Source organism: Paenibacillus sp. J22P169 (assembly GCF_059691995.1).
On sequence record NZ_JCAUAO010000004.1, the window covers coordinates 20,759 to 40,093 of the forward strand.

Sequence of the window (19,335 nt, forward strand, 5' to 3'; positions counted from 1 at the left end):
GAAGTAGTTACTCAAAATAAACCTAGTATACAAAAAGATACCTTAATAAACTCGGGGAGTGGATTCAAATGGAGGCACCGCATTGTAAATTAGAAACTGTGTTAGAAATCCTTGTTGGCAAATGGAAGCCTGTCGTTTTGTTCCACCTTTTTTCAAATGGCACGATGCGATTTAGCGAACTTCAAAGAACGATTCCAGATATAACGAAAAAAATGCTTACCCAACAATTAAGGGAATTAGAATATCACGATATTGTTCATCGGGAGATTTATCATCAAATCCCGCCTAAAGTCGAATATTCAATCACAGAATACGGTAAAGGAATGGCTACTGTCTTACAGGCAATGAATGATTGGGGAATGGCTCATGTCAATCATTTGAATGAGTTGTATGGGGAAGAGCGAGCCGTGGAATCCTTCGAAAGTCGATTAGATGAAGTCACCAATTGATATGATAATGGCGGTTTATCCAGAAGAAGAAGCCTCTCTCGGGGCTTCTTCTTTTTTGTTTGTTCCTAGAATAAACCACTCTACTTCACGAAAGGAGTTTGCCGTATCATTTGAATCAGGTTCGCCGCGGCAGCAGATAAAGGTTCGTTTTTCCTTGTACAGATGGCAATCGTATTGTTTAAATGGACCCCCTCGACATAAACGCGGCACAACTCTCCACGTTCGACATGCTCACGTACAACTAAGGAGGAGACGAAGTTGGCGCCGTAGCCGGCAATTACGGCTGTGATCGCTTCGTGTAGCCCGTTAAATTGCAGAGAGATCATAGGCACAGATGAATTAAAGGTGCGACATAACGATAATAGTCGCTCCCGCGTAGAGCTGCCTTCCTCACGCATGACGAATGGTTCTTTCATCATTTCAGACAACGCCACGTGTTGGTTCGCATAGCGGTGATGAGGGGCTACGACGAACCAGAGTTCATCCTGAAACAACTCTTCCGTCATAATCGTATCCGGATATTCTTCGGCGATCCCGCCATATATAGCGATATCTACTTCCACATCTAAAAGCAGCTTCAAAGCATCAGTCGAGTTGGTTGTCGTAATTTTCATTTCAACTTGTTCATACTGTTGTTTGAACTTAGCGATCCATGCGGGGATTAGGAAATGTGAAGGTAAATAGGTAGCGGCCAATCGGATGTTCCCGTTCGTACCATTCCGATAATTGTGAGCGAATTGTTCGATTTGTTGTTCCACTGCGAAGAGCCGCTTCGCAAGTACAACAAGTTCCTCACCTGCATCAGTCAGCGTAATTCCTCTTCCTTGTGGCTTAAATAGGGTGAGCTGCAACTCTTTTTCGAATTTTTTAATCTGAGCCGTGATAGCTGGTTGGCTTATAAGTAACAACTCAGATGCACGTGTGACACTCCTCGTCGATGCGACCACATGAAATAAACGCAAGGCATGTAAATTCACGGATATCCTCCTTTGTTCAATTCATATATTTAAAGTATGGATAGGTAAAAACAATATATTATATTTATCATTATAACTCATTTATACTCAGGCTATAAGGAAGTAACGAAGAGGAGCCGTGATTATGATGAGCAAAACGAATACTTGGGAAATGGTCGATCAGTATATTACGGAGAAATTGATTCCACACGATCCTATCCTGGATAGCGTGTTGTCCGCCAACCAGAAGGCAGGATTGCCACCCTATGATGTGAGTCCAACGCAAGGGAAGTTATTGAACCTGTTGGTTCAAATGCATGGTGCAAAACGCGTCTTGGAAATCGGCACATTAGGTGGATACAGTACAATCTGGTTGGCAAGAGCGCTGCCGTCTGACGGGCAATTAGTCACATTGGAACTTGACCCGATTCATGCACAGGTAGCACAGGCGAACCTTTCGCTTGCTCAGATGGAGGGACTTGTAGAACTTCGAGTTGGCGATGCGCTTGAACAATTGGCTCAGATGGATGAGGAGGGTACAGAACCTTTTGACTTCATATTCATTGATGCTGACAAACCGAATAATCCAAACTATCTGAGATGGGCATTACATTTCTCGCGCCCAGGAACCGTTATAATTGGAGATAATGTCATTCGCGAAGGCGAGGTCATGAACGAGAATAGTCAAGATGCTCGTGTACAGGGAGTCAGGAAGTTTTATGACTTGTTAGCGGAGGAGAGCAGAATTACTGCAACGGCAATTCAGACTGTCGGTAGTAAAGGCTACGATGGATTTGTATTAGGTATTGTTCAGACGGGCTTATTTGGCTAAAACTCATAAAAAATGATCATCAACTGTGGTAAATACTTCAATTAATTGACGTAAACTAGGAGGCGAAAGCTTCTGGAATAGGTGTAACATAGGAGGAAAGGGGAAATGATTACGTTTTTGAAGTTTGGAGGCGAACACATGAAACTTATTAGGTTAATTCCGCTTTTGATAGGAACAATACTCCTAATACTCTCGGCAAGCCCTTTGTATACAGCGGGGAAGGAGATGATGATTGGGAGTCGTGTAAACCATGATTATAAATTTGATCATATTTATGTGAACTTCATGGAGTTAGGTAAGGTGGAGATTCTCGGAAGAGGTGCACCTATCCCAGTCGATCGTATATCGGTGGAAAACGAATTATCGGACGGTAACGAAACGAAGAAAGCCATTCAAACAATGGCAGACTACGTGAACATGAATCAGCAAGCCAATCCAAATCGACTAACGTACACGAGAACATATAAATGGGCAGGTCAGATCATTGAAATTGCAGATCAATTCCAATCAGGCGAATTTACCGAATCCACTCGCGAGCAATCGAATTTACAAATGACGATCAATCAGAAGGATTGGACTATGGAGGGGCCGGTCCTAGTTAGGCCTAATTTTTTGGATGATAATCGGTATCATGGGTACTTTGGCGTTATGACAGTTGAGGAGAAAGGGATAGAAAAGTTCGTAATCATTCAAAGAACCTCTGGAACTGCGTTCACCCCGGATAAAAACCTGTCATGGCGCATACTAACTGTCGATAGCCGCGGTCAGGTTCAAGAGGATCGATTCACATATGATGAGCTGGGAGAGGTTCCGTACAGGGTGAATATGATTAATCTGACGTCAACTTCACCTTCTGCCGTGGGATATCATAGTGACATTCTGCTCGGCTGGCCATCCCTCATTTTCCCGCTAGCGTACCCGTTCGGCACGGTCTTGTTAGGGCTTCTATTCGTTGTCGTCGGGCTAGTAATCGGATTTCGCACCTATCGGCAATAAGGAGATTGGTATATCCAGAGGTATAGCATAATAGCACCAAGTGATACGAATGCTGAAATAGGCGGTCGAAAGGAGCATATGTGCTTGAAGTTCATGTATTATTTCATGGTATTTACCTTCACGGTAGTTTTGTCTGTGTGCCAAACAATAGAGCCTACAACCGTTGTGCCGAGTGTGAAGGCAGATGAGACATTGGCTTCAATCGTCGTGAAAAAGGATAATGCAGCCCCAAAGCTTAACGAGGTTAAAGATGTAAAAGGTGTAAAAGAGGCAACATCGCTTATTCCTCAAGGGTGGCAGTTGCTAGTTCGACAGAGTGGCCCTGAGAAGGTAGAGGGTGACTTGAACAAAGACGGTATTCAAGACGTCGCCATGGTCATCGAAAAGATTGAAGCCAATAAAGATCAAGCACCTGAGAGGGCACTTCTGATTGCTTTTGGGCATATAGACAATACCTTTACACGCTCAATTATCGCAGATAAGGCGATTCTAAAAGCCGACGAAGGCGGGATATGGGGCGATCCACTCGCCGGTATTTATATCGATAGAGGCTCTATTATCGTCAGTTTCTATGGGGGAAGTAACTTCAGATGGTACGGGAATTACCGATTCAGATTTCAAAATGAGGACTGGTACCTGATAGGTGCTACCGTTGGATCCTATTTTTCTGGGACAATGACAGAAAAGACGGGTGACGAAGAGAACTATAACCTGCTTACAGGTGATTATGTCAAACGAATCGTCGACGATCCAAAGGCCGAGAAGCCTACTTCGCATACGATAACCGGCAACATAGGGAAGAAGAAGCTGCTGAGGCTGAGTGATTTTGTAGCGACGGGTTCGACGGATCAGTTTTTAAAATAAGGCGCGTTAGCGGCTGTGGGATGCATCAGTTGATGCTGATGCTTCTGGCTGTGTAAAGACTGCTGATTAGGAGCTACAGAATAGATGGATTTCCTCCGTATATTTTTGCCGCTAATAGCCCGAATCTCACTTTAGATGTATAAGCTACAGCTAATTGGTATCTATCCTCCTTTTTAGCCGAAAACAGCTAAATTTAACTGGAGTTTTTCCATCTAATGCGGTATTTCTTTGAAATCAATCGAAATTAGCGGGAGAAAATCCAGTTAGTTGGATTGACATGGCACGGAACCGGGGGAAATCCCTAACCTCCTTATCAGTCCTAGCATCCATTCTTCCTCTACACGAATTACCAATCCCCCTTTCACCCACCTCTCCTCTCTACTTGAATCACCATGCCAACCAATCCCATCTATCTACCCAGGCTCTCTCCCTCTTTTTGGCCCTCTTTTCGCCATCAAAAATCCCCAAAAGCATACTTATCCCCAAAGTTACCCACAGTATCAACATGTCCACAAATCAGACTGTGCATAAGATTCTAACATTCTTATACACATATCCACAGATGAACTTATCCACAAGTGGAGAGTGGTGTGCCACTTGGCCAAGATGCCAACTTGTATCGCTAATTGCTGCGCAGGGTGGTAGGAGGGATATTATCCTCCGTGAGTTCAAAGGATGTGCTTTTCCGCGTGTGATTTGGTATGCTGTATTATGTTGTAACATTTTCGTAATAATATTGTAATAATGAAACTAAACATTAGCTTCAGCTCTATATGCACCTAAGGATGTGGACAACTCCGCCTTTGGTCTAGGTTTTGTCACGACCTTTGGCTAACGAAAGACAGTACCTTGGTGCGTTCAGTAAATGGCCGTACTCCTTTATGATAGAGGTAACGTAGAGGAGAGCGAGGATTTGGCATGAGAACAAAAGCTTGGATGTCCTATTTGCTAGCGTGCAGCGGACTACTTTTGATCCCGTTAGTAGGGCTCATTTATATACATTTAAATCAAGATACAGGAACAGCGTACAGCTTAATGACAGATCTCGATCGACAGATACCTTTTATCAAAGGCTTTGTGGTCCCGTATTTAGCCTGGTATGGTTTTCTTGCTGTAGGATTCCTGTACTTAGCGTATCGAGATCGCTCGAACTATCTCCAAACACTCGTGGAATTTATCATAGGTTTGCTTTTGTGTTATGGCGTCTATGCTGTATATCAGACGACAGTTCCGCGGCCGGACATCGTAGGCAATGATTGGCTGCTGCAGACGGTGCAGTGGGTGTACAGATCAGATCAACCGTTTAACTGTTTTCCCAGCACACACGTGCTAACGGCCTATTTGATGATGAGAGCCTATCTCCGATCGGTACCAATTGCGATAAGCTTTAAAATCATAGCGGCGGGTATGGCCATTTTGATTATTGTGTCGACACTGTTCGTTAAACAGCATGTGCTAATGGATATTGTGGGTGCAGTAGTAGTGGCTGAAGGCGTCGTCTATGTAGTTAGTAGAAGTAGAAGAACGTGGTTGACAGGATCGATGGCTGCTGGTGCACGGCAAGATAAGCTCGAAAGGGGACTAAAGCAATGAGACGAAAAGGAAAGCTTTTGATACTGACGGGCAGTTTGGGCGATGGGCACAATAAAGCAGCACAAGCGATACTTGAAGCCGTGCGCATGTATAGGCCGGATATGGAAGTGAAAGTGGTCGATTATTTGGCGTGGACGCATCCCTATCTGCATGGTTTCGGGAAATACTGTTATATGCAATGGGTAAAAAGCTTGCCCTCCGTCTATGGCTTTCTATATCACAAGACCAGACATGATACCGCGTTATCCCATTTGTTCAAAAGAATGAAGTCCTTCAGCACCGACCGGATGCTGGATTTGTTAGAAGAGGAAGCGCCTACGGAAGTCGTGTGCACGTTCCCAGGTGCTGCGGCAGCAATGTCTTATCTAAAATGTAACGGCCTTACGATCGTGCCGACCGTGACGGTCATCACCGACTATACCGATCACAGCTACTGGATTCATCCGGGGACGGATAAGTATCTGGTAGGGGCGGAGCATGTGAAGCAGGCGCTTCTGAAGTATGCGATCCCTGAGCAGCGTATCGTCGTGACGGGGATTCCGATTCGGATGCCCTTCACACAAACGTACAATCGAGCCGAGCTTCGTGATAAATATGGCTTGCACCGTGACATGCCTACAGTCCTTGTGATGGGCGGGGGGCATGGCCTGATCGGAAAGTCGTTCAAATCCGTGCTGCAATCGGATGAACTGGCGGTGCCCGTGCAATTTGTTTTCGTCTGTGGTCGCAACGAGAAGCTGAAGCAGCATCTGGAAGAGGAGCTGGGCGGCTCGAATACGCATCATCATGTTATGGTGACAGGGTTCGTTGATCATGTTCATGAGCTGATGGCGCTGTCCGATTTGATCGTGACGAAGCCAGGTGGGCTCACCGTATCCGAAGCGCTTGCGCTGGAACTGCCCATGATGCTGTACAAGCCGATTCCTGGCCAAGAGCAGGCAAACGCCGCTTACCTCGTGGGGATTGGCGCAGCTGTTGAAGTCAAGAACGCCGCTGAGATGAAAAAACAACTGCTCGAGGTCATCGCGAATCAGTCTGTGTTGCTCAAGCTGAAAAAAAATGTACAGCAAAGTCATCGCCAGCCAGATGTGCTGCGCACGTTGGATGCGATTTTGGAAACAGAGCATCATTACCTTCCTGTTCAGGATGGCATGCAATTTTCTTATGCGAATGTTTAGAAAAAAGCTCGACCCTTACTCCTCCCTCTTTTTGGCGTGGAATAAGGGTATTTTTTTTGTCGCCACTCAACCTGATTCGATTTACTGAAAGAGGGAGTAGCAGCTGCTGCTACTTATCCTCTTGCATCGTCACAATGATATCCTGTGCATAGTTGCCGAATTGTTTGCCGAACAGCGTGACGCCGCCGCAATTCGTTGCCGTTTCTAAGGAGGCAAGACGAAAATGAATATCTTGCGAAAAAGAGATGTTCAGATCGTGAATCGTGGTCGTCGATATTAGCGTGCCATCCAGAAAAGAACCCTGCGGATTCACCGTAATTATTTTCAGAAGACCGTACTGCGTGTTACTATTTCCCCACCAATCGGGGGACAGCACACCTCTGTGCTTGCCGAAATCACCAGGGCAGGTCCACTGGCCAAGTAGCTTGTCGTTGATGGAAAAGGAAATATCCGAAGGCCAATTCTCGTTATAACCAGGAGCTTCCGAGCAGATTTCAAACGAAATCTCCAGCGTACGAAGCTTCTGGTTGCTGTGGAAAAAATTCGGGATACGGTACTCGACATAGCCGCTACCGAACCAGAGAATGCCAGCTTGTACATGCTGCGGGTCCGCAAAATACCGCGGATCATCCAGCACCCCAATCAGTTGGGTAGGGGAAGCCAAGCCACACGTCGGTTTCACATCGAAGGCCGAGTATTGGCCGATGGGGATCGCAACCGTCGTCGTCGGATGCTCGTAAGGCTTCTTCGATTTGAACTGAAGCGTGGCTTGTTCAAGCTGCAGGTAGCAGATCTTTTGGGTGCCGCGCACACCGGTCACGTTCTCCGAACGTACGATGCCAGCTTGCTCCAGCTTCTGAATATGTTTCGTCACGATCGCCGACGAAATCTCCAGTCGCTGGGACAGCTGTTTAATATTTAACGGCGCTTCGCCTAGTAGTTCAATCATCTTCACGCGAGTCTCCGAGGAGAAGCATTCCAGGAAGGGCATATTTTTGGATGAAACCTCAATTTGCATAGGGGGACCTCGACTTTGCTTGCATATTTTCTTTATTGTATAACCTGTAGGTTATTTAAACAACTTGTTTGTGAGTTTTGGGGAGACAGGTTGGAGCTTGAGGGTTGCACGAGTCAACAACCCACTAGCTAGTTGGGAAAATTGAGATTATTTGAGGTGGAATGTACTTATTGTTGGAGAAGGAGGAGGGTGTAAAGTAGTTAAACTGTTCCTTGGTAACATGGTGTTGCGACCCACCATCTAATAGTGAGACTTGTTATTACCACGAGAATCGTTAATACAGCTGTGAAGCATGCAAAAATGCATCCTTTTTTATCGAATTAACCTCTTAATCCGAAATGCGTGCAAATAAGCAACTATTTCTGCCGGCACTCATCATTTTGGCACCTTGTGGGTCATAAAGGTTGCACTTTCGCACTAATTTATCTATGTGTAGCCGTTTTCCTTGAAAACGAGTGTATTTTAGCATCTTTGCCCCCGCTGAAGCCACAATGAATGACCTTCATCTCTATCAAGCCAAAATAAAACTCGCTAACTCCGCTTCCTTTGCATCCGATAACGGCTCCGAATTATCCCAATAGCGGAGAGATGACGGCGCCATCTGCCAAGAAACCTCTCTGCGCTGCAGCGATGGGCGAAATTGCTGCCAATTGTCCAGCTTCCAAACATCCAAAGCCGATCCTCTTACGCGAATTCGCTCCTGGTAAGCGTCCTCACTCGGTAAATACACATAAATCACCTTAACGCTGACATCCTGTATCGTAGCGCCGATACGAGCCAACTCCCCTTCCAGCCACAGCGGATCCCCCTGCTCCTTAGTAAAAGGTCCAATCACGATGGCATCCTGATCAAGTGTGAGCTGTTCAAGCGCCGCATCCATCGTGATGCGATATCCCAAATCGCGGCAGTGTGCCTTGTAAAATGGCGAATCCCGATCGCTCGGATCTTGCCCGGCTAGGGTCATGATAGCTTCTGCGGCCGGACGCAGCAAGGTGTCCATATCCAAGAAAGCCCCGCCGTGTCGGCGCACCCAAGCCTTCGCTAGGGTTGTTTTGCCTGCACCTGCAGGACCGATAAAAAAGATTAATTTACGCATAGGTAACCTCCGATTAAATACTATATATATGACGTTCATAAGATTGTAACATAAGAGCGGTTACAACTCAGATTTTCAGGAAACTTTCAGCTAGTTTAAGCTTTCTTTAAGATTCCTACCACATTTGCTTCACACTTTTTCTGTATATTACAGAAAAAGAGGGAAAAACCAAACTGGAAGGATCGATTTTGTGTTAACAAATGTGATTAGTCAACTTCGAAGTAGTATTAGAGCAAGATCCCTTTCATCGGCTCAATGGGGGACGCATGGCTGGCCCATATCAACGCCTGAGGCACAAGGATTATACTCAGCTACATTAGCTAAGACTTTTGACGTTTTCCATAATCAAGGCGTGCACAGTATAGCGGTTATTCGGAACGGTGTATGGGTGGCAGATGCTTGTAAAGAAGGGATTCAACCTGGAATCCCGCAAGATATGAAATCTGTTACCAAAAGCGTGACATCAGCAGTAATCGGAATTGCTTTAGCAGAAGGAAAACTGAAGACAATTGAGCAGCGACTGGCTGCTTTTTTTCCAGAATTAGAAAAAGATCCCTTAAAATCCAAGATTCGTTTGAAGCACTTGCTTAGCATGACTTCAGGGCTTTCATGGGATAACGATGAGGAACAATCATCCACCGAAATGATGCATGCATCGGATTGGGTAGCGTATATTCTAAATCGCCCAGCCCAACATGAACCTGGTGAAGTGTTTAACTATTCCAACGGCGACGCTCATTTACTCTCGGCAATTATAGGGAAAGTAACAGGTATGTCCATGTTTGAGTATGCGAAGTCTCGGTTATTCGAACCGCTTGGTATTACGAATGTGAACTGGAATGATGATCACCAAGGCATTACAATTGGTGCGTGGGCATTGGCTTTAACACTGGAGGACATGGCGAAGCTAGGATTGCTTTATCTGAATGAAGGACAATGGGAAGGGAAGTCAATTATTCCCCCATCTTGGATTCATACATCATTAATGAAGCGAATTACTTTAAATTATAGTAATGGCACCCAAGGTTCTTTTGGCTATTATTGGTGGTCCAAATCCCTTGCAAAAGGTTTAAATAGAGGAAGTCGCAAGGAATTGGATATCTTCTATGCATCTGGTTCAGGGGGTAGACGCATCTTCGGCATTCCAGATTTGAATCTGATTGTTGCATTGACAGCGAATACGGGTGATGTGGATATGCCAGAAAGTCTGTTGCAACATGTGGTACAGGCTGTACGATCGAGCAAACAGCTTAGTGAGAACCCATTAGCCTTTGCGCAATTGCAGCAAGCAATTCAACTATTCGAAGCAACACCACAGATATAAACATAGTATAATAGAGGAAAGCTGCGTATCACGTGATACGCAGCTTTCCTTATGTTCATTTGCAAAAAGAAGATTTACTGGTTTTGGAACGAAATGAGTATGCTTAAAAATGGATGATATGTTTGCTGATTGAGGTGATCACCATCGCACATCTATATACTACCGACTTCAACGATTCCCCCAGAAGCCGTCGCTGAAGGACTAGGCTAAATTTCAGAAGAGAAGCGGGCACGTCTGCATCGCTTTCGTCACCGAGAGGACCTGATCCGAGGGAGGATTATGGGCGGATATGCTCCTGCGCAGCAGGAGCATAGAGGATCTTCACATGGACAATGCTCGCATCCAATTCGAGTTAAATGCCTATGGCAAACCGCGGCTCAGCGGGGTGAGCAACTACCATTTTAACGTGTCACATGCCGGGAATTGGGTGGTTTGTCTCGTAGACAGTGAACCCGTTGGCGTCGATGTAGAACGCGTGCAGTCATACGAAGGGGGGATTGCCCGATCCTTTTTTACAGAGGATGAGTACCGCTACGTGATGGAGGCCGCTCAAGGCAGGGAGCAGCAGCGTTTCTATCAGATTTGGACAGCCAAAGACAGCTATATTAAAGCTGTTGGCCGAGGGCTGTCACTGCCGATAACCGACTTCTCGGTCATGACCGCAGAAGGGGTGGAGGGGCATAAGTGGATAGGCGGTGAAGCGTGGCAGATGAAATCCTTTGAATTGAGCTCGCACTCAGGCTTGAACGAGACCACCTACTTCATAACGACCTGCTGCAAACGGTCCGCTGGTGTAAATGAGCCAGTATGTGCAGATGCAAACCATATTTTAACAAGTATAAGGTCTGCCAATCGTTGACAGGTTTTCACTTTGTGTGCTAAATTTGTATTGATAATGATTCTCATTTTCATATAAGAGAGGGGCCTGCTATCTTGTCTGAAGTATTTACTAAAGATGGAGACACGTTCCTTTGCCTTGATCATACATGGCTTAAATTCCGTACAGCCCAGCTCGTACAAGAGGGGAAATTGACGCAGCAGTTTATGTCTTCCTATTGCATGATGGTTGTCAAGCAAGGTGAAGGCCATTTGAGAATAGATTTGGAAACCTATCGAATGCAACCTGATACGGTACATGTCGTGGAGCCTGGACAAACCATAGGCTTTTGTGATGGCCAGAAGTCAGAGTTGTATTTAATTGCGTTTGATATTCAGGGTGATACTTCTCAGGATGAGGTCAATTTTCCACTTTTGGGTGAGCTCCCCGTCCATATGGAGAGTACGCTAAATCAGTTCTGTGAGCAGCTCTGTCTTTGCAGCCGAAGTGAAAGTGCCGTAGAACGATTTCGAGGACAGGCCGTTTTTCTAGAACTGATATATTGGGTGATGACGCATATTCGTCAGAATCCCAAATCGGATTCACGCGCCGCTATGGACCGTACCAAGAGCTATATAGAAAGCCATTTTCGGGAAAGTATGACGATTGAACAGCTCGCGCGCATGGCGGAGATTAGTCCGAAATATTACGTGAGTTTATTCAAAAAAACGTACGGCAAAACCGCCATCGACTATTTGACGCAAGTAAGGGTCAACATGGCGAAGCAGCTTATGCTGCAAACCGATGTGCGTTTAAAGGATGTCGCCTACCAAGTGGGTTACAATGATGAGTTTTATTTTAGCCGCATGTTTAAGAAAGAGGTTGGTGTCTCGCCGACTGTTTATTTGAAAAACCGAAGACAACGAATCGTTGCTTACTCTGTGGCGGTGCTTGGACAACTACTCGCGCTCAAAATCATGCCCTTCGCAGCCCCTTTACACCCGAAATGGAGTTCTTACTATTACAACAACTATCGCACAGATATCCCATTGCACTTGAGTGGGTATCGTTTTAATGAAGATTGGGAGACGAATGTGGACGCTCTGGCGAATAGTCAAGTGGATTACATCATTAGTACGGATCAACTGGAAGTACAGGAGAAGGAGCGCTTGTCGCAAATTGCCCCCGTTCATATCGTCCCTCTGTATGATAAAAGCTGGCAGGAACAGCTGCACGCAACAGCGCAGATTGTAGGTGCTTTAGATGAAGCCATCGTCTGGATAGATGGCTACAATCGCAAAGTAAAGCTCGTGCGAGAGCGACTGGAAGATGAGCTGCAGGATGATACCGTATTATTTGTCAGCCTATTAAGCGATAGCTTCTTCTTATTTCCGACACGCGGAATGAGAGATGTGTTTGAAGATCTGGCCTTGCAGTCACCAGCCGGACTAGAGCAATATGAGGCTAATCAAAGCTTGACGCTCGAAGAGCTGGCTCAGCTCGATACGGATCACTTGCTACTCAATATTCGGCAGGAATCCGAGACCTTGCAGCATTGGGAACGAATCAGAACCTCTATGCTATGGCAGGACTTGAAGGTTGTCCGTAGAAATTGCGTACATTTAATCTCATCGGATCCGTGGAGAGAGTACTCAGCTTATGCCATGGAGCGCATGGTCCAAGATATTCATGAGCTCTTATGTGACAATCGTACATGAGAACTTCCGTATATTGTCCATGTTCGGCATGGGCATCTTCTTTTATAATTTGATGAGAATGATTATCATTCGTAGCGGATAGAGAGGGGATTTAAGAAAAATGAAAAAGTTAGCAACAATCGGTATTACGACATTGGTTCTATTAGGGTTGACGGCATGTGGTGGAGGGAAAACAGAAACGGCTCCTGCAGCAGCAGGTACAACAGCTCCAACTGCCACAGTTGCACCTACGGCTGCTCCCGCAGCAACACCTCCAGGACCAAGAGTCATTAAATACGTTGGCAAAGAGTACACGGTTCCTGCGAAAACGGATAAACTCGTTATTACGGGTGCGCTTGAGTCCTTGGAAGATGCTTTGCTTCTAGATGTGAAGCCAGTTGGTGCACTAACGGTTGGTGGCAAATTCCCAGCTGTCTTTGCGCCAATCACGGATAAAGCAGAGGGCGTAGGCGAGAAAACACAGCCGAACCTCGAAACGATTTTGAAGCTGAAGCCGGATGTTATTCTCATGAGCACGAAATTCCCTGCAGAAACCATTGAGAAAATGACGAAAGTAGGCCCAACGATTCCGGTATCTCATATTGCAACAGACTGGGAAAATAACTTGAATTTGCTTGCAGAGCTGACTGGTAAGCAAGATAAAGCGAAGCAAGTACTGGATAAATACAAAACGGATTCAGCAGCGTTGAAAGCGAAAATCGGTCCTATTTTTAAAGACAAAAAAGTATTGGCACTTCGCGTACGTTCAGGCAGCTTATTCATCTATCCGGAGGATGTATTCTTTAATCCATCCATCTATGCCGAATTAGGTGCAACGGTTCCAGCGGAAGTAAAAGCAGCGAAAGCACAGGCCAATATATCACTTGAGAAGCTCTCTGAGATGAACCCGGATTACTTGATCGTGGAATTCTCTGAGGAAGAGAATAAGGATACACCGAAAGTGTTTGAAGATCTGAAGAACAACCCTATTTTCAAAAACATTAATGCCGTTAAGAATGGCCAATTGTATACGAATTTAGTAGATCCACTTTTACAAGGTGGTACAGCTTATAGCAAAATTAAATTCCTAGAAGCGATTAATGGCTCTAAATTAGTTGGAGCAAAGTGAGTGTAGAGCTATGAAATGGAGAGTACCCGCACCAACCCTCATCTTATTGGCAGCTCCTTTCGCGGTGTTTTTCACGATCGTGCTGTCCATTACGTATGGGGCAAAAAGCATTGATATTAGCCGAATTATCGAGGCTTTTGTTCATTTTGATCCGGATAATGTCGATCATCAAATTATTATGCATGCTAGACTACCCAGGGTTATTGGGGCGCTGCTTGTCGGTGCTTTCCTGGCGGTGCCGGGCGCTCTCATGCAGGGGATGACCAGGAATTATCTGGCATCCCCTTCAATCATGGGCATATCTGATGGCTCGGCATTCGCAGTAACTGTGTGTATGGTAATTGCACCCTATTCCTCTATGATGGCCATGATACTGGCTTCTTTTGCAGGCTCGGCGCTTAGCATCGTCATTGTATTCGGGCTAGCTTCGCTATTGCCGGGGGGATTGTCACCCGTAAGATTAGCGATTCTGGGGACGCTGATTGGAACGTTTCTGAGCAGTGTGTCTGCGGCGATTGCGATGTATTTTCAAGTTTCCCAAAATATTAGCTTCTGGTATAACGCACGTCTGCATCAATTGGACCCGCAGCTGATTATGCTGGCGGTTCCTTTTGCTGTTGTTGGCTTGGGGCTTGCCATATGGATGTCCAAGTCGGTGACGATCTTCTCATTAGGGGATGAAATCGCCGTATCATTAGGGCAGAAAACAACGCAAGTCAAACTATTAACGACATTAAGTGTCGTTTTGCTGACGGGGATTGCTGTGGCTATTGCCGGTAAAATTGGATTTGTAGGCTTACTGGTACCCCACATTACTCGTTTTCTAACGGGGCTCGATTACAAATGGATTATCCCATGCTCGGCTGTCATCGGTGCCGTATTCTTGGGGCTGTGCGATGTGCTGAGTCGATTCCTCAACTATCCGTTTGAGATGCCAATTGGTGTTGTCACCGCTATACTCGGCGTTCCGTTCTTCCTCTATCTCATACGTACGCGAGGAGGGGAGTCCCATCGATAAAAGAAGTGATCGATACTATGTGTTACAGGTATTGTTAGGGATAGGACTCCTGCTCTTGACGGCCTATATCTCGTTGACAAATGGAGCCTTCGACATCACGTTGAAGGATGTGTTTAAAACCCTATTGAGGATTGATCCGCAGCATGATTATGATCTGGTTATCTTAGAGTTCCGGCTCCCACGTATCGTCATCGCTATGTTGGTAGGGATGGGGTTAGGGATGGCTGGAACAGTTGTGCAGAGCCTGACAAGGAACAATTTGGCCGATCCTGGCATTTTGGGCATCAACGCGGGAGCGGGGATGGCGATGGTTATCTTCCTGTTTTTCTTTCAAGGGAAGGTGAAGGGAACGGGTTGGGCGGCGATTCTGGCGATGCCGGTCGTGGGTTTGGTCGGGGGGCTGGGCGCAGCGCTGCTGATCTATATCTTCTCCCAAAAGGACGGGAGGTTAGATTCGCAACGGCTGCTACTCACGGGTATCGCGATTGCATCAGGCTTATCCGCAGTGACGGTGTTCATTACGCTCAAAATGAATGCCAAAGATTTCGAGATGGCCGCCGTCTGGGTATCCGGCAGCATCTATAATGCGAACTGGAAGTACATCATCTCCATGCTGCCATGGTTGATTGTACTGACGCCAGTTCTTATCTGGCGATCCCTTGTGCTGGACGTGTTCCAGTTGGGTGAGGAGAGCGTCCGCGGGCTTGGCGCAGCCGTGGACAAAGAGAAAGCGATACTACTGCTGAGCAGCATCGGTATTGTTAGTGCCTGCGTGTCCGTCTCGGGCGGCATCGGCTTTATCGGCCTCATGGCGCCGCATATCGCTCGCCGACTCGTCGGCATAACGCATCGCCGGCTGCTGCCCGTTAGCGCGATGGTAGGCGCGCTGTTGGTGATGATCTCCGATTTCATCGCCAAGATGGCGTTCGCGCCGGTGGAGATGCCTGTCGGCGTTGTCATCGCCATTATCGGCGTGCCGTACTTCGTTTGGCTGCTCTATCGGAATAAGCATCGCCGATAATGGAGTGAAGCCGTCCCTGGGAGGGGGAGGTTTTTGAGTTGTTTGGGGATGTGAGGGCAAGGCATGGCGAGGTTAGGCATGAGGTGAGGTGAGGCGCGGTGAGGTGGGGCATGGCGAGGTTAGGTGAGGCGTGGTGGGGCAGAGTAGAGAGAGTAGAGCAAGGCAAGTCAGATGCGGTCAGAGCAAAGCAAGGCTGGGCGGTGCTGGGCAAGCCTAGATGCTGTGCGAATTGTCTCTCGCACCCACCTCTGAGCGGATTAGATGGATTTCCTACAGTTAATTTGGCGGAAAATCGCGCTTCCGAGCAAATAGATGGATTTCATGTGGCTAATTTCGGTTGGAATCACGGATATCAGTGAAATCGGCTGAAATAGCTGTAGGAAATCCAGTTAAACATGAATATCGAGTGATTCGAGAGAAATTAACTGGAGATTTTACAGTTAATTCGCCGACGGAAGGGGGGAGGGGTAATCAAACACAAATTAGTTACATAACCCCCTCGTCTCCACCAACATAGCAATCCTAACGCCCCCCATTCTCGGCTGCCCCCCACAAACTAGCTACTTAACCCCCTTGTTTCCACCAATATAGCATCCTAACGCACCCCATTCTCGCTACCCACCACAAACTAGCTACTTAACCCCTCGTTTCCACCAACATAGCATCCTAACGCACCCCATTCTCGCTGCCCACCACAAACTAGCTACTTAACCCCCTCGTTTCCACCAACATAGCATCCTAACGGACCCCATTCTCGGCTGCCCCCCACAAACTAGCTACTTAACCCCCTCGTCTCCACCAACATAGCAATCCTAACGCCAGCCACTTCTTCGATCTGAACATTCTCCATTTCAATATGTGGATATCGTTCATGGTCGATGTGTTTACCTTACCCTATAATCAATGATGAGAATTATTATCAATTGAATTATCGATTATCTATTTTCTATGATCCGTCATCCATCAATAACCACCCTAGATCCAGCCTTATCGTTGACTACGTGACGAAAGGAGAAGAGAGGAAACCAAATGACCCGTTTACCCCACTCATCCATCGAGACTACTACGCCTTCGAGGGAAGTAGTCCGACAAGCTTTTACCTTACCGAACACGGAGCAATATCTCCTGCATAGCCCAGCTAGAGAGCAGCCTTATCAAATTTACGTTTCCAAGCCTTCGAAGGAGGCGCCGCCGGAAGGATTTCCAGTCATTTATTTACTGGATGCGAATGCCCTCTTTGCCACGATGGTAGAAGCGCTGCGCGTACAATCCCGCGTTCCCGAGAAGACGGGTGTCTATCCGGCAATCGTTGTTGGTATCGGCTATCCGACGGAGGAGCCGTTCGATTCTTCGCGGTTTTATGATTTTACGATGCCGACGCCTAAAGAGGTGCTCGATGCTTTACCGGTGCGCAACAAAGACAACGTTAGGCCGCAAGTGGGAGGCGCAGATGCCTTCCGAGCTTTCATTGAACAGGAGCTTAAACCGCGCATCGAACGCGATTATTCGATTAATACGAAGCAGCAGGCAATTTTCGGTCATTCGCTGGGTGGACTTTTCGTGCTGCAAACCTTGTTCACACAGCCGCACACTTTTCAAACCTATATCGCGGGCAGTCCTTCCGTCCACTGGAACAAATCGATGCTACGCGAGCAGGAAGATCAGTATAAGGCTGATCCCCAGCAGGGGCAAAGTCATCATAAGCTGCTCATCACTATCGGTGAACTCGAAAGGAATCACCCGAGCAATATGAGCGAGAATGCCAAAGAGCTGTATGAGCGCTTAGCGCTTTTACCAAGTGAGAGGTTGGATGCTGACTTCTATGAGTTTGAAGGCGAGGGGCACGTTTCTGTGCTACCGGCACTGGTCAGTCGGGCAGTTCGCTTCCTGCGAAGGGGGTGAGATTGCTCATGAATCCGAACGAATTTAAGTGCAAAATCGTGCTCATAACCGGAGCGGCAGTCGCCCAAGCCTTCTCGGAGCAGGGCGCACGAGTCGCGCGGCCGGGTTCCTTTTGGTAGCGTGGGGATTCTCCCTCACGCTACGGGAGCAGGACACCGCGGGCGTGCAGTACAAGAAGCCCGCGGTGAGTAGCACTGGCAAAGAGAAACAAACGGTCAGCGTCTAGCATTGCCCCGCATGCGTTACAGCTGCGAGCTTGTCCTTATGCGTCACCACCCACGCCTCTCTACACAAAAAGCTCCTGAATTCCTACGTAGTTGCAGGAATTCAGGAGCTTTTTGAGCTATTCACAGGTGCAGCAATTCTACTCAGTGGTGTCAGTCCCCCTTCAGTCCCTGGGGGGAGGTTGGGGCATGGTGTGTACGGGTTGAGAGTTGGGCACGAAGGAAGGAGAGGTTTTTCAGCTACTTCCTCAATACCGGTATCCAAATCTCACTTCTAAACGTAGGAGAGGTCGTATCCTTATCGGCATTCCACAGCATCTCCGGCCCCGCGACTTGTTCATACCCGGAGGAGGGGAACCATTCGGAGTAGATTCGTCCCCATACATTTTGGAGTGTTTCAGGGAAAGGTCCGATGGCTTCGAAAACCGCCCACGTTGAAGCAGGTACGTCGAGTTGTGTGAGATTTTCAGGACACGGGTTCGTTGTGGCAACGCCAATATAGTGATCAAGCTCTCCTTTTTCCTCCATGCGGCCTTCTGAGAAGTTGGTAGAGGCACTGAGGAGTCCAATGGGCTCGACATTAGAAAGTTGTTTAAGGGTGTTAATTAAGTCCATATTTAAGCTTTGCCACATCGCGGCAATTTCAGGATTAACGCCATTAAAGATAATTGGCACTCGTTTGTGAATACCGACAATATGAAACGCTTCTTTTTCCTCAATCCGATAATTCATTTCATTTCCCCCTTGGATGGTAATTTGGAAGGTCATAGGTGGATAGGCTTTCAACGATTGCCCATTATTTCTGGCCTCTGACGGTGTAACCCCATGTAAATTGTGAAAAGACCGCGTAAATGAGTCGGGCGAGTTATACCCATATTTGATCGCAATATCAATGACCTTAACGTTGCTGTCTCTCAGCTCAAAAGCGGCAAGGCTTAGACGCCTGCGGCGGATATACTCCGAAAGGGGAATGCCTGTGAGAAAGGAAAACATTCGTTTGAAATGATATTCCGAGCATAAGGCTAGCCGCGCTACTTCTTTTGTGTCAATCGTATTCGTCAGGTTTTCTTCAATGTACTTGATCGCACTGTTCATGTTTTTAAGCAAATCCATCGTTCTGACCTCCTATATCCATAGAATAGCAGTAATCGCAGGAGAGTATCCGACATTTCGTGCACAAGTATGCAGGACTTTCAGGGGTGACGAAAAGGAAATACTGGT

18 protein-coding genes are annotated in these 19,335 nt (G+C 46.8%); 14 read left to right on the top strand and 4 right to left on the bottom strand.

Translation table 11 applies throughout. From position 1 onward, the window contains the following. Positions 1–68 precede the first annotated feature (68 nt). Entirely contained in the window at positions 69–449 is a 381-nt protein-coding gene (locus tag AC58QG_RS20315; protein ID WP_497363952.1) for a winged helix-turn-helix transcriptional regulator, read from the top strand. Positions 450–529: 80 nt separating this feature from the next. Here AC58QG_RS20315 and AC58QG_RS20320 read toward each other — a convergent pair whose 3' ends face one another. Then, positions 530–1,426, bottom strand: a complete 897-nt coding sequence (locus AC58QG_RS20320; RefSeq protein ID WP_497363953.1) for a LysR family transcriptional regulator — start codon at positions 1,424–1,426, stop codon at positions 530–532. A gap of 127 nt (positions 1,427–1,553) precedes the next feature. Here AC58QG_RS20320 and AC58QG_RS20325 point away from each other — a divergent pair, with 127 nt between their 5' ends. The 5 genes from AC58QG_RS20325 to AC58QG_RS20345 all read left to right on the top strand — a co-directional run bounded on the left by AC58QG_RS20325 (position 1,554) and on the right by AC58QG_RS20345 (position 6,868). After that, complete coding sequence (locus tag AC58QG_RS20325) at positions 1,554–2,237, top strand: O-methyltransferase (RefSeq protein ID WP_497364356.1); 684 nt, start codon at positions 1,554–1,556, stop codon at positions 2,235–2,237. Positions 2,238–2,375: 138 nt separating this feature from the next. Continuing rightward, positions 2,376–3,233 (top strand): hypothetical protein, encoded by an 858-nt coding sequence (locus tag AC58QG_RS20330; RefSeq protein WP_497363954.1) that lies wholly within the window; start codon positions 2,376–2,378, stop codon positions 3,231–3,233. Positions 3,234–3,317: 84 nt separating this feature from the next. Further along, a complete protein-coding gene (locus AC58QG_RS20335) occupies positions 3,318–4,097 on the top strand; it encodes a hypothetical protein (RefSeq protein ID WP_497363955.1) in 780 nt (259 codons plus the stop codon). Positions 4,098–5,015: 918 nt separating this feature from the next. Beyond that, positions 5,016–5,690, top strand: coding sequence for a phosphatase PAP2 family protein (locus tag AC58QG_RS20340; protein ID WP_497363956.1), 675 nt, complete (start codon positions 5,016–5,018; stop codon positions 5,688–5,690). Further along, the gene (locus AC58QG_RS20345) at positions 5,687–6,868 is read left to right on the top strand and encodes an MGDG synthase family glycosyltransferase (protein ID WP_497363957.1); all 1,182 of its coding nucleotides are present in this window, start codon (positions 5,687–5,689) and stop codon (positions 6,866–6,868) included. The genes AC58QG_RS20340 and AC58QG_RS20345 overlap by 4 nt, the downstream gene beginning before the upstream one ends. Positions 6,869–6,977: 109 nt before the next feature. Here AC58QG_RS20345 and AC58QG_RS20350 read toward each other — a convergent pair whose 3' ends face one another. Further along, complete coding sequence (locus AC58QG_RS20350) at positions 6,978–7,886, bottom strand: ArsR/SmtB family transcription factor (RefSeq protein ID WP_497363958.1); 909 nt, start codon at positions 7,884–7,886, stop codon at positions 6,978–6,980. Positions 7,887–8,397: 511 nt separating this feature from the next. Then, positions 8,398–8,982, bottom strand: coding sequence for a P-loop nucleotide/nucleoside kinase family protein (locus AC58QG_RS20355; RefSeq protein ID WP_497363959.1), 585 nt, complete (start codon positions 8,980–8,982; stop codon positions 8,398–8,400). A gap of 190 nt (positions 8,983–9,172) precedes the next feature. On the opposite strand from AC58QG_RS20355, the gene AC58QG_RS20360 reads away from it, so the two are divergent. From AC58QG_RS20360 to AC58QG_RS20395, 8 genes are all read left to right on the top strand, one after another. Then, a complete protein-coding gene (locus AC58QG_RS20360; protein ID WP_497363960.1) occupies positions 9,173–10,306 on the top strand; it encodes a serine hydrolase domain-containing protein in 1,134 nt (377 codons plus the stop codon). 325 nt (positions 10,307–10,631) lie between these two features. Further along, complete coding sequence (locus tag AC58QG_RS20365; protein ID WP_497363961.1) at positions 10,632–11,165, top strand: 4'-phosphopantetheinyl transferase family protein; 534 nt, start codon at positions 10,632–10,634, stop codon at positions 11,163–11,165. Positions 11,166–11,239: 74 nt separating this feature from the next. Then, positions 11,240–12,841 carry an AraC family transcriptional regulator gene (locus tag AC58QG_RS20370; RefSeq protein ID WP_497363962.1) on the top strand — a complete coding sequence of 534 codons (1,602 nt, stop codon included), beginning with the start codon at positions 11,240–11,242 and terminating at the stop codon, positions 12,839–12,841. 100 nt (positions 12,842–12,941) lie between these two features. Continuing rightward, positions 12,942–13,949: an ABC transporter substrate-binding protein gene (locus tag AC58QG_RS20375; RefSeq protein ID WP_497363963.1), complete on the top strand. Its 1,008-nt coding sequence runs from the start codon at positions 12,942–12,944 to the stop codon at positions 13,947–13,949. A 10-nt stretch (positions 13,950–13,959) separates the two neighbouring features. Next, complete coding sequence (locus AC58QG_RS20380) at positions 13,960–14,967, top strand: FecCD family ABC transporter permease (protein WP_497363964.1); 1,008 nt, start codon at positions 13,960–13,962, stop codon at positions 14,965–14,967. Next, positions 14,960–15,988 carry a FecCD family ABC transporter permease gene (locus AC58QG_RS20385; protein WP_497364357.1) on the top strand — a complete coding sequence of 343 codons (1,029 nt, stop codon included), beginning with the start codon at positions 14,960–14,962 and terminating at the stop codon, positions 15,986–15,988. The genes AC58QG_RS20380 and AC58QG_RS20385 overlap by 8 nt, the downstream gene beginning before the upstream one ends. 110 nt (positions 15,989–16,098) lie before the next feature. Further along, on the top strand, positions 16,099–16,347 hold the full coding sequence (locus AC58QG_RS20390) for a hypothetical protein (RefSeq protein WP_497363965.1): 249 nt from the start codon (positions 16,099–16,101) through the stop codon (positions 16,345–16,347). 670 nt (positions 16,348–17,017) lie between these two features. After that, positions 17,018–17,890, top strand: a complete 873-nt coding sequence (locus AC58QG_RS20395) for an alpha/beta hydrolase (protein WP_497363966.1) — start codon at positions 17,018–17,020, stop codon at positions 17,888–17,890. Positions 17,891–18,354: 464 nt separating this feature from the next. Here AC58QG_RS20395 and AC58QG_RS20400 read toward each other — a convergent pair whose 3' ends face one another. Next, a complete protein-coding gene (locus AC58QG_RS20400; protein ID WP_497363967.1) occupies positions 18,355–19,227 on the bottom strand; it encodes an AraC family transcriptional regulator in 873 nt (290 codons plus the stop codon). Between the last annotated feature and the right edge of the window lie 108 nt (positions 19,228–19,335).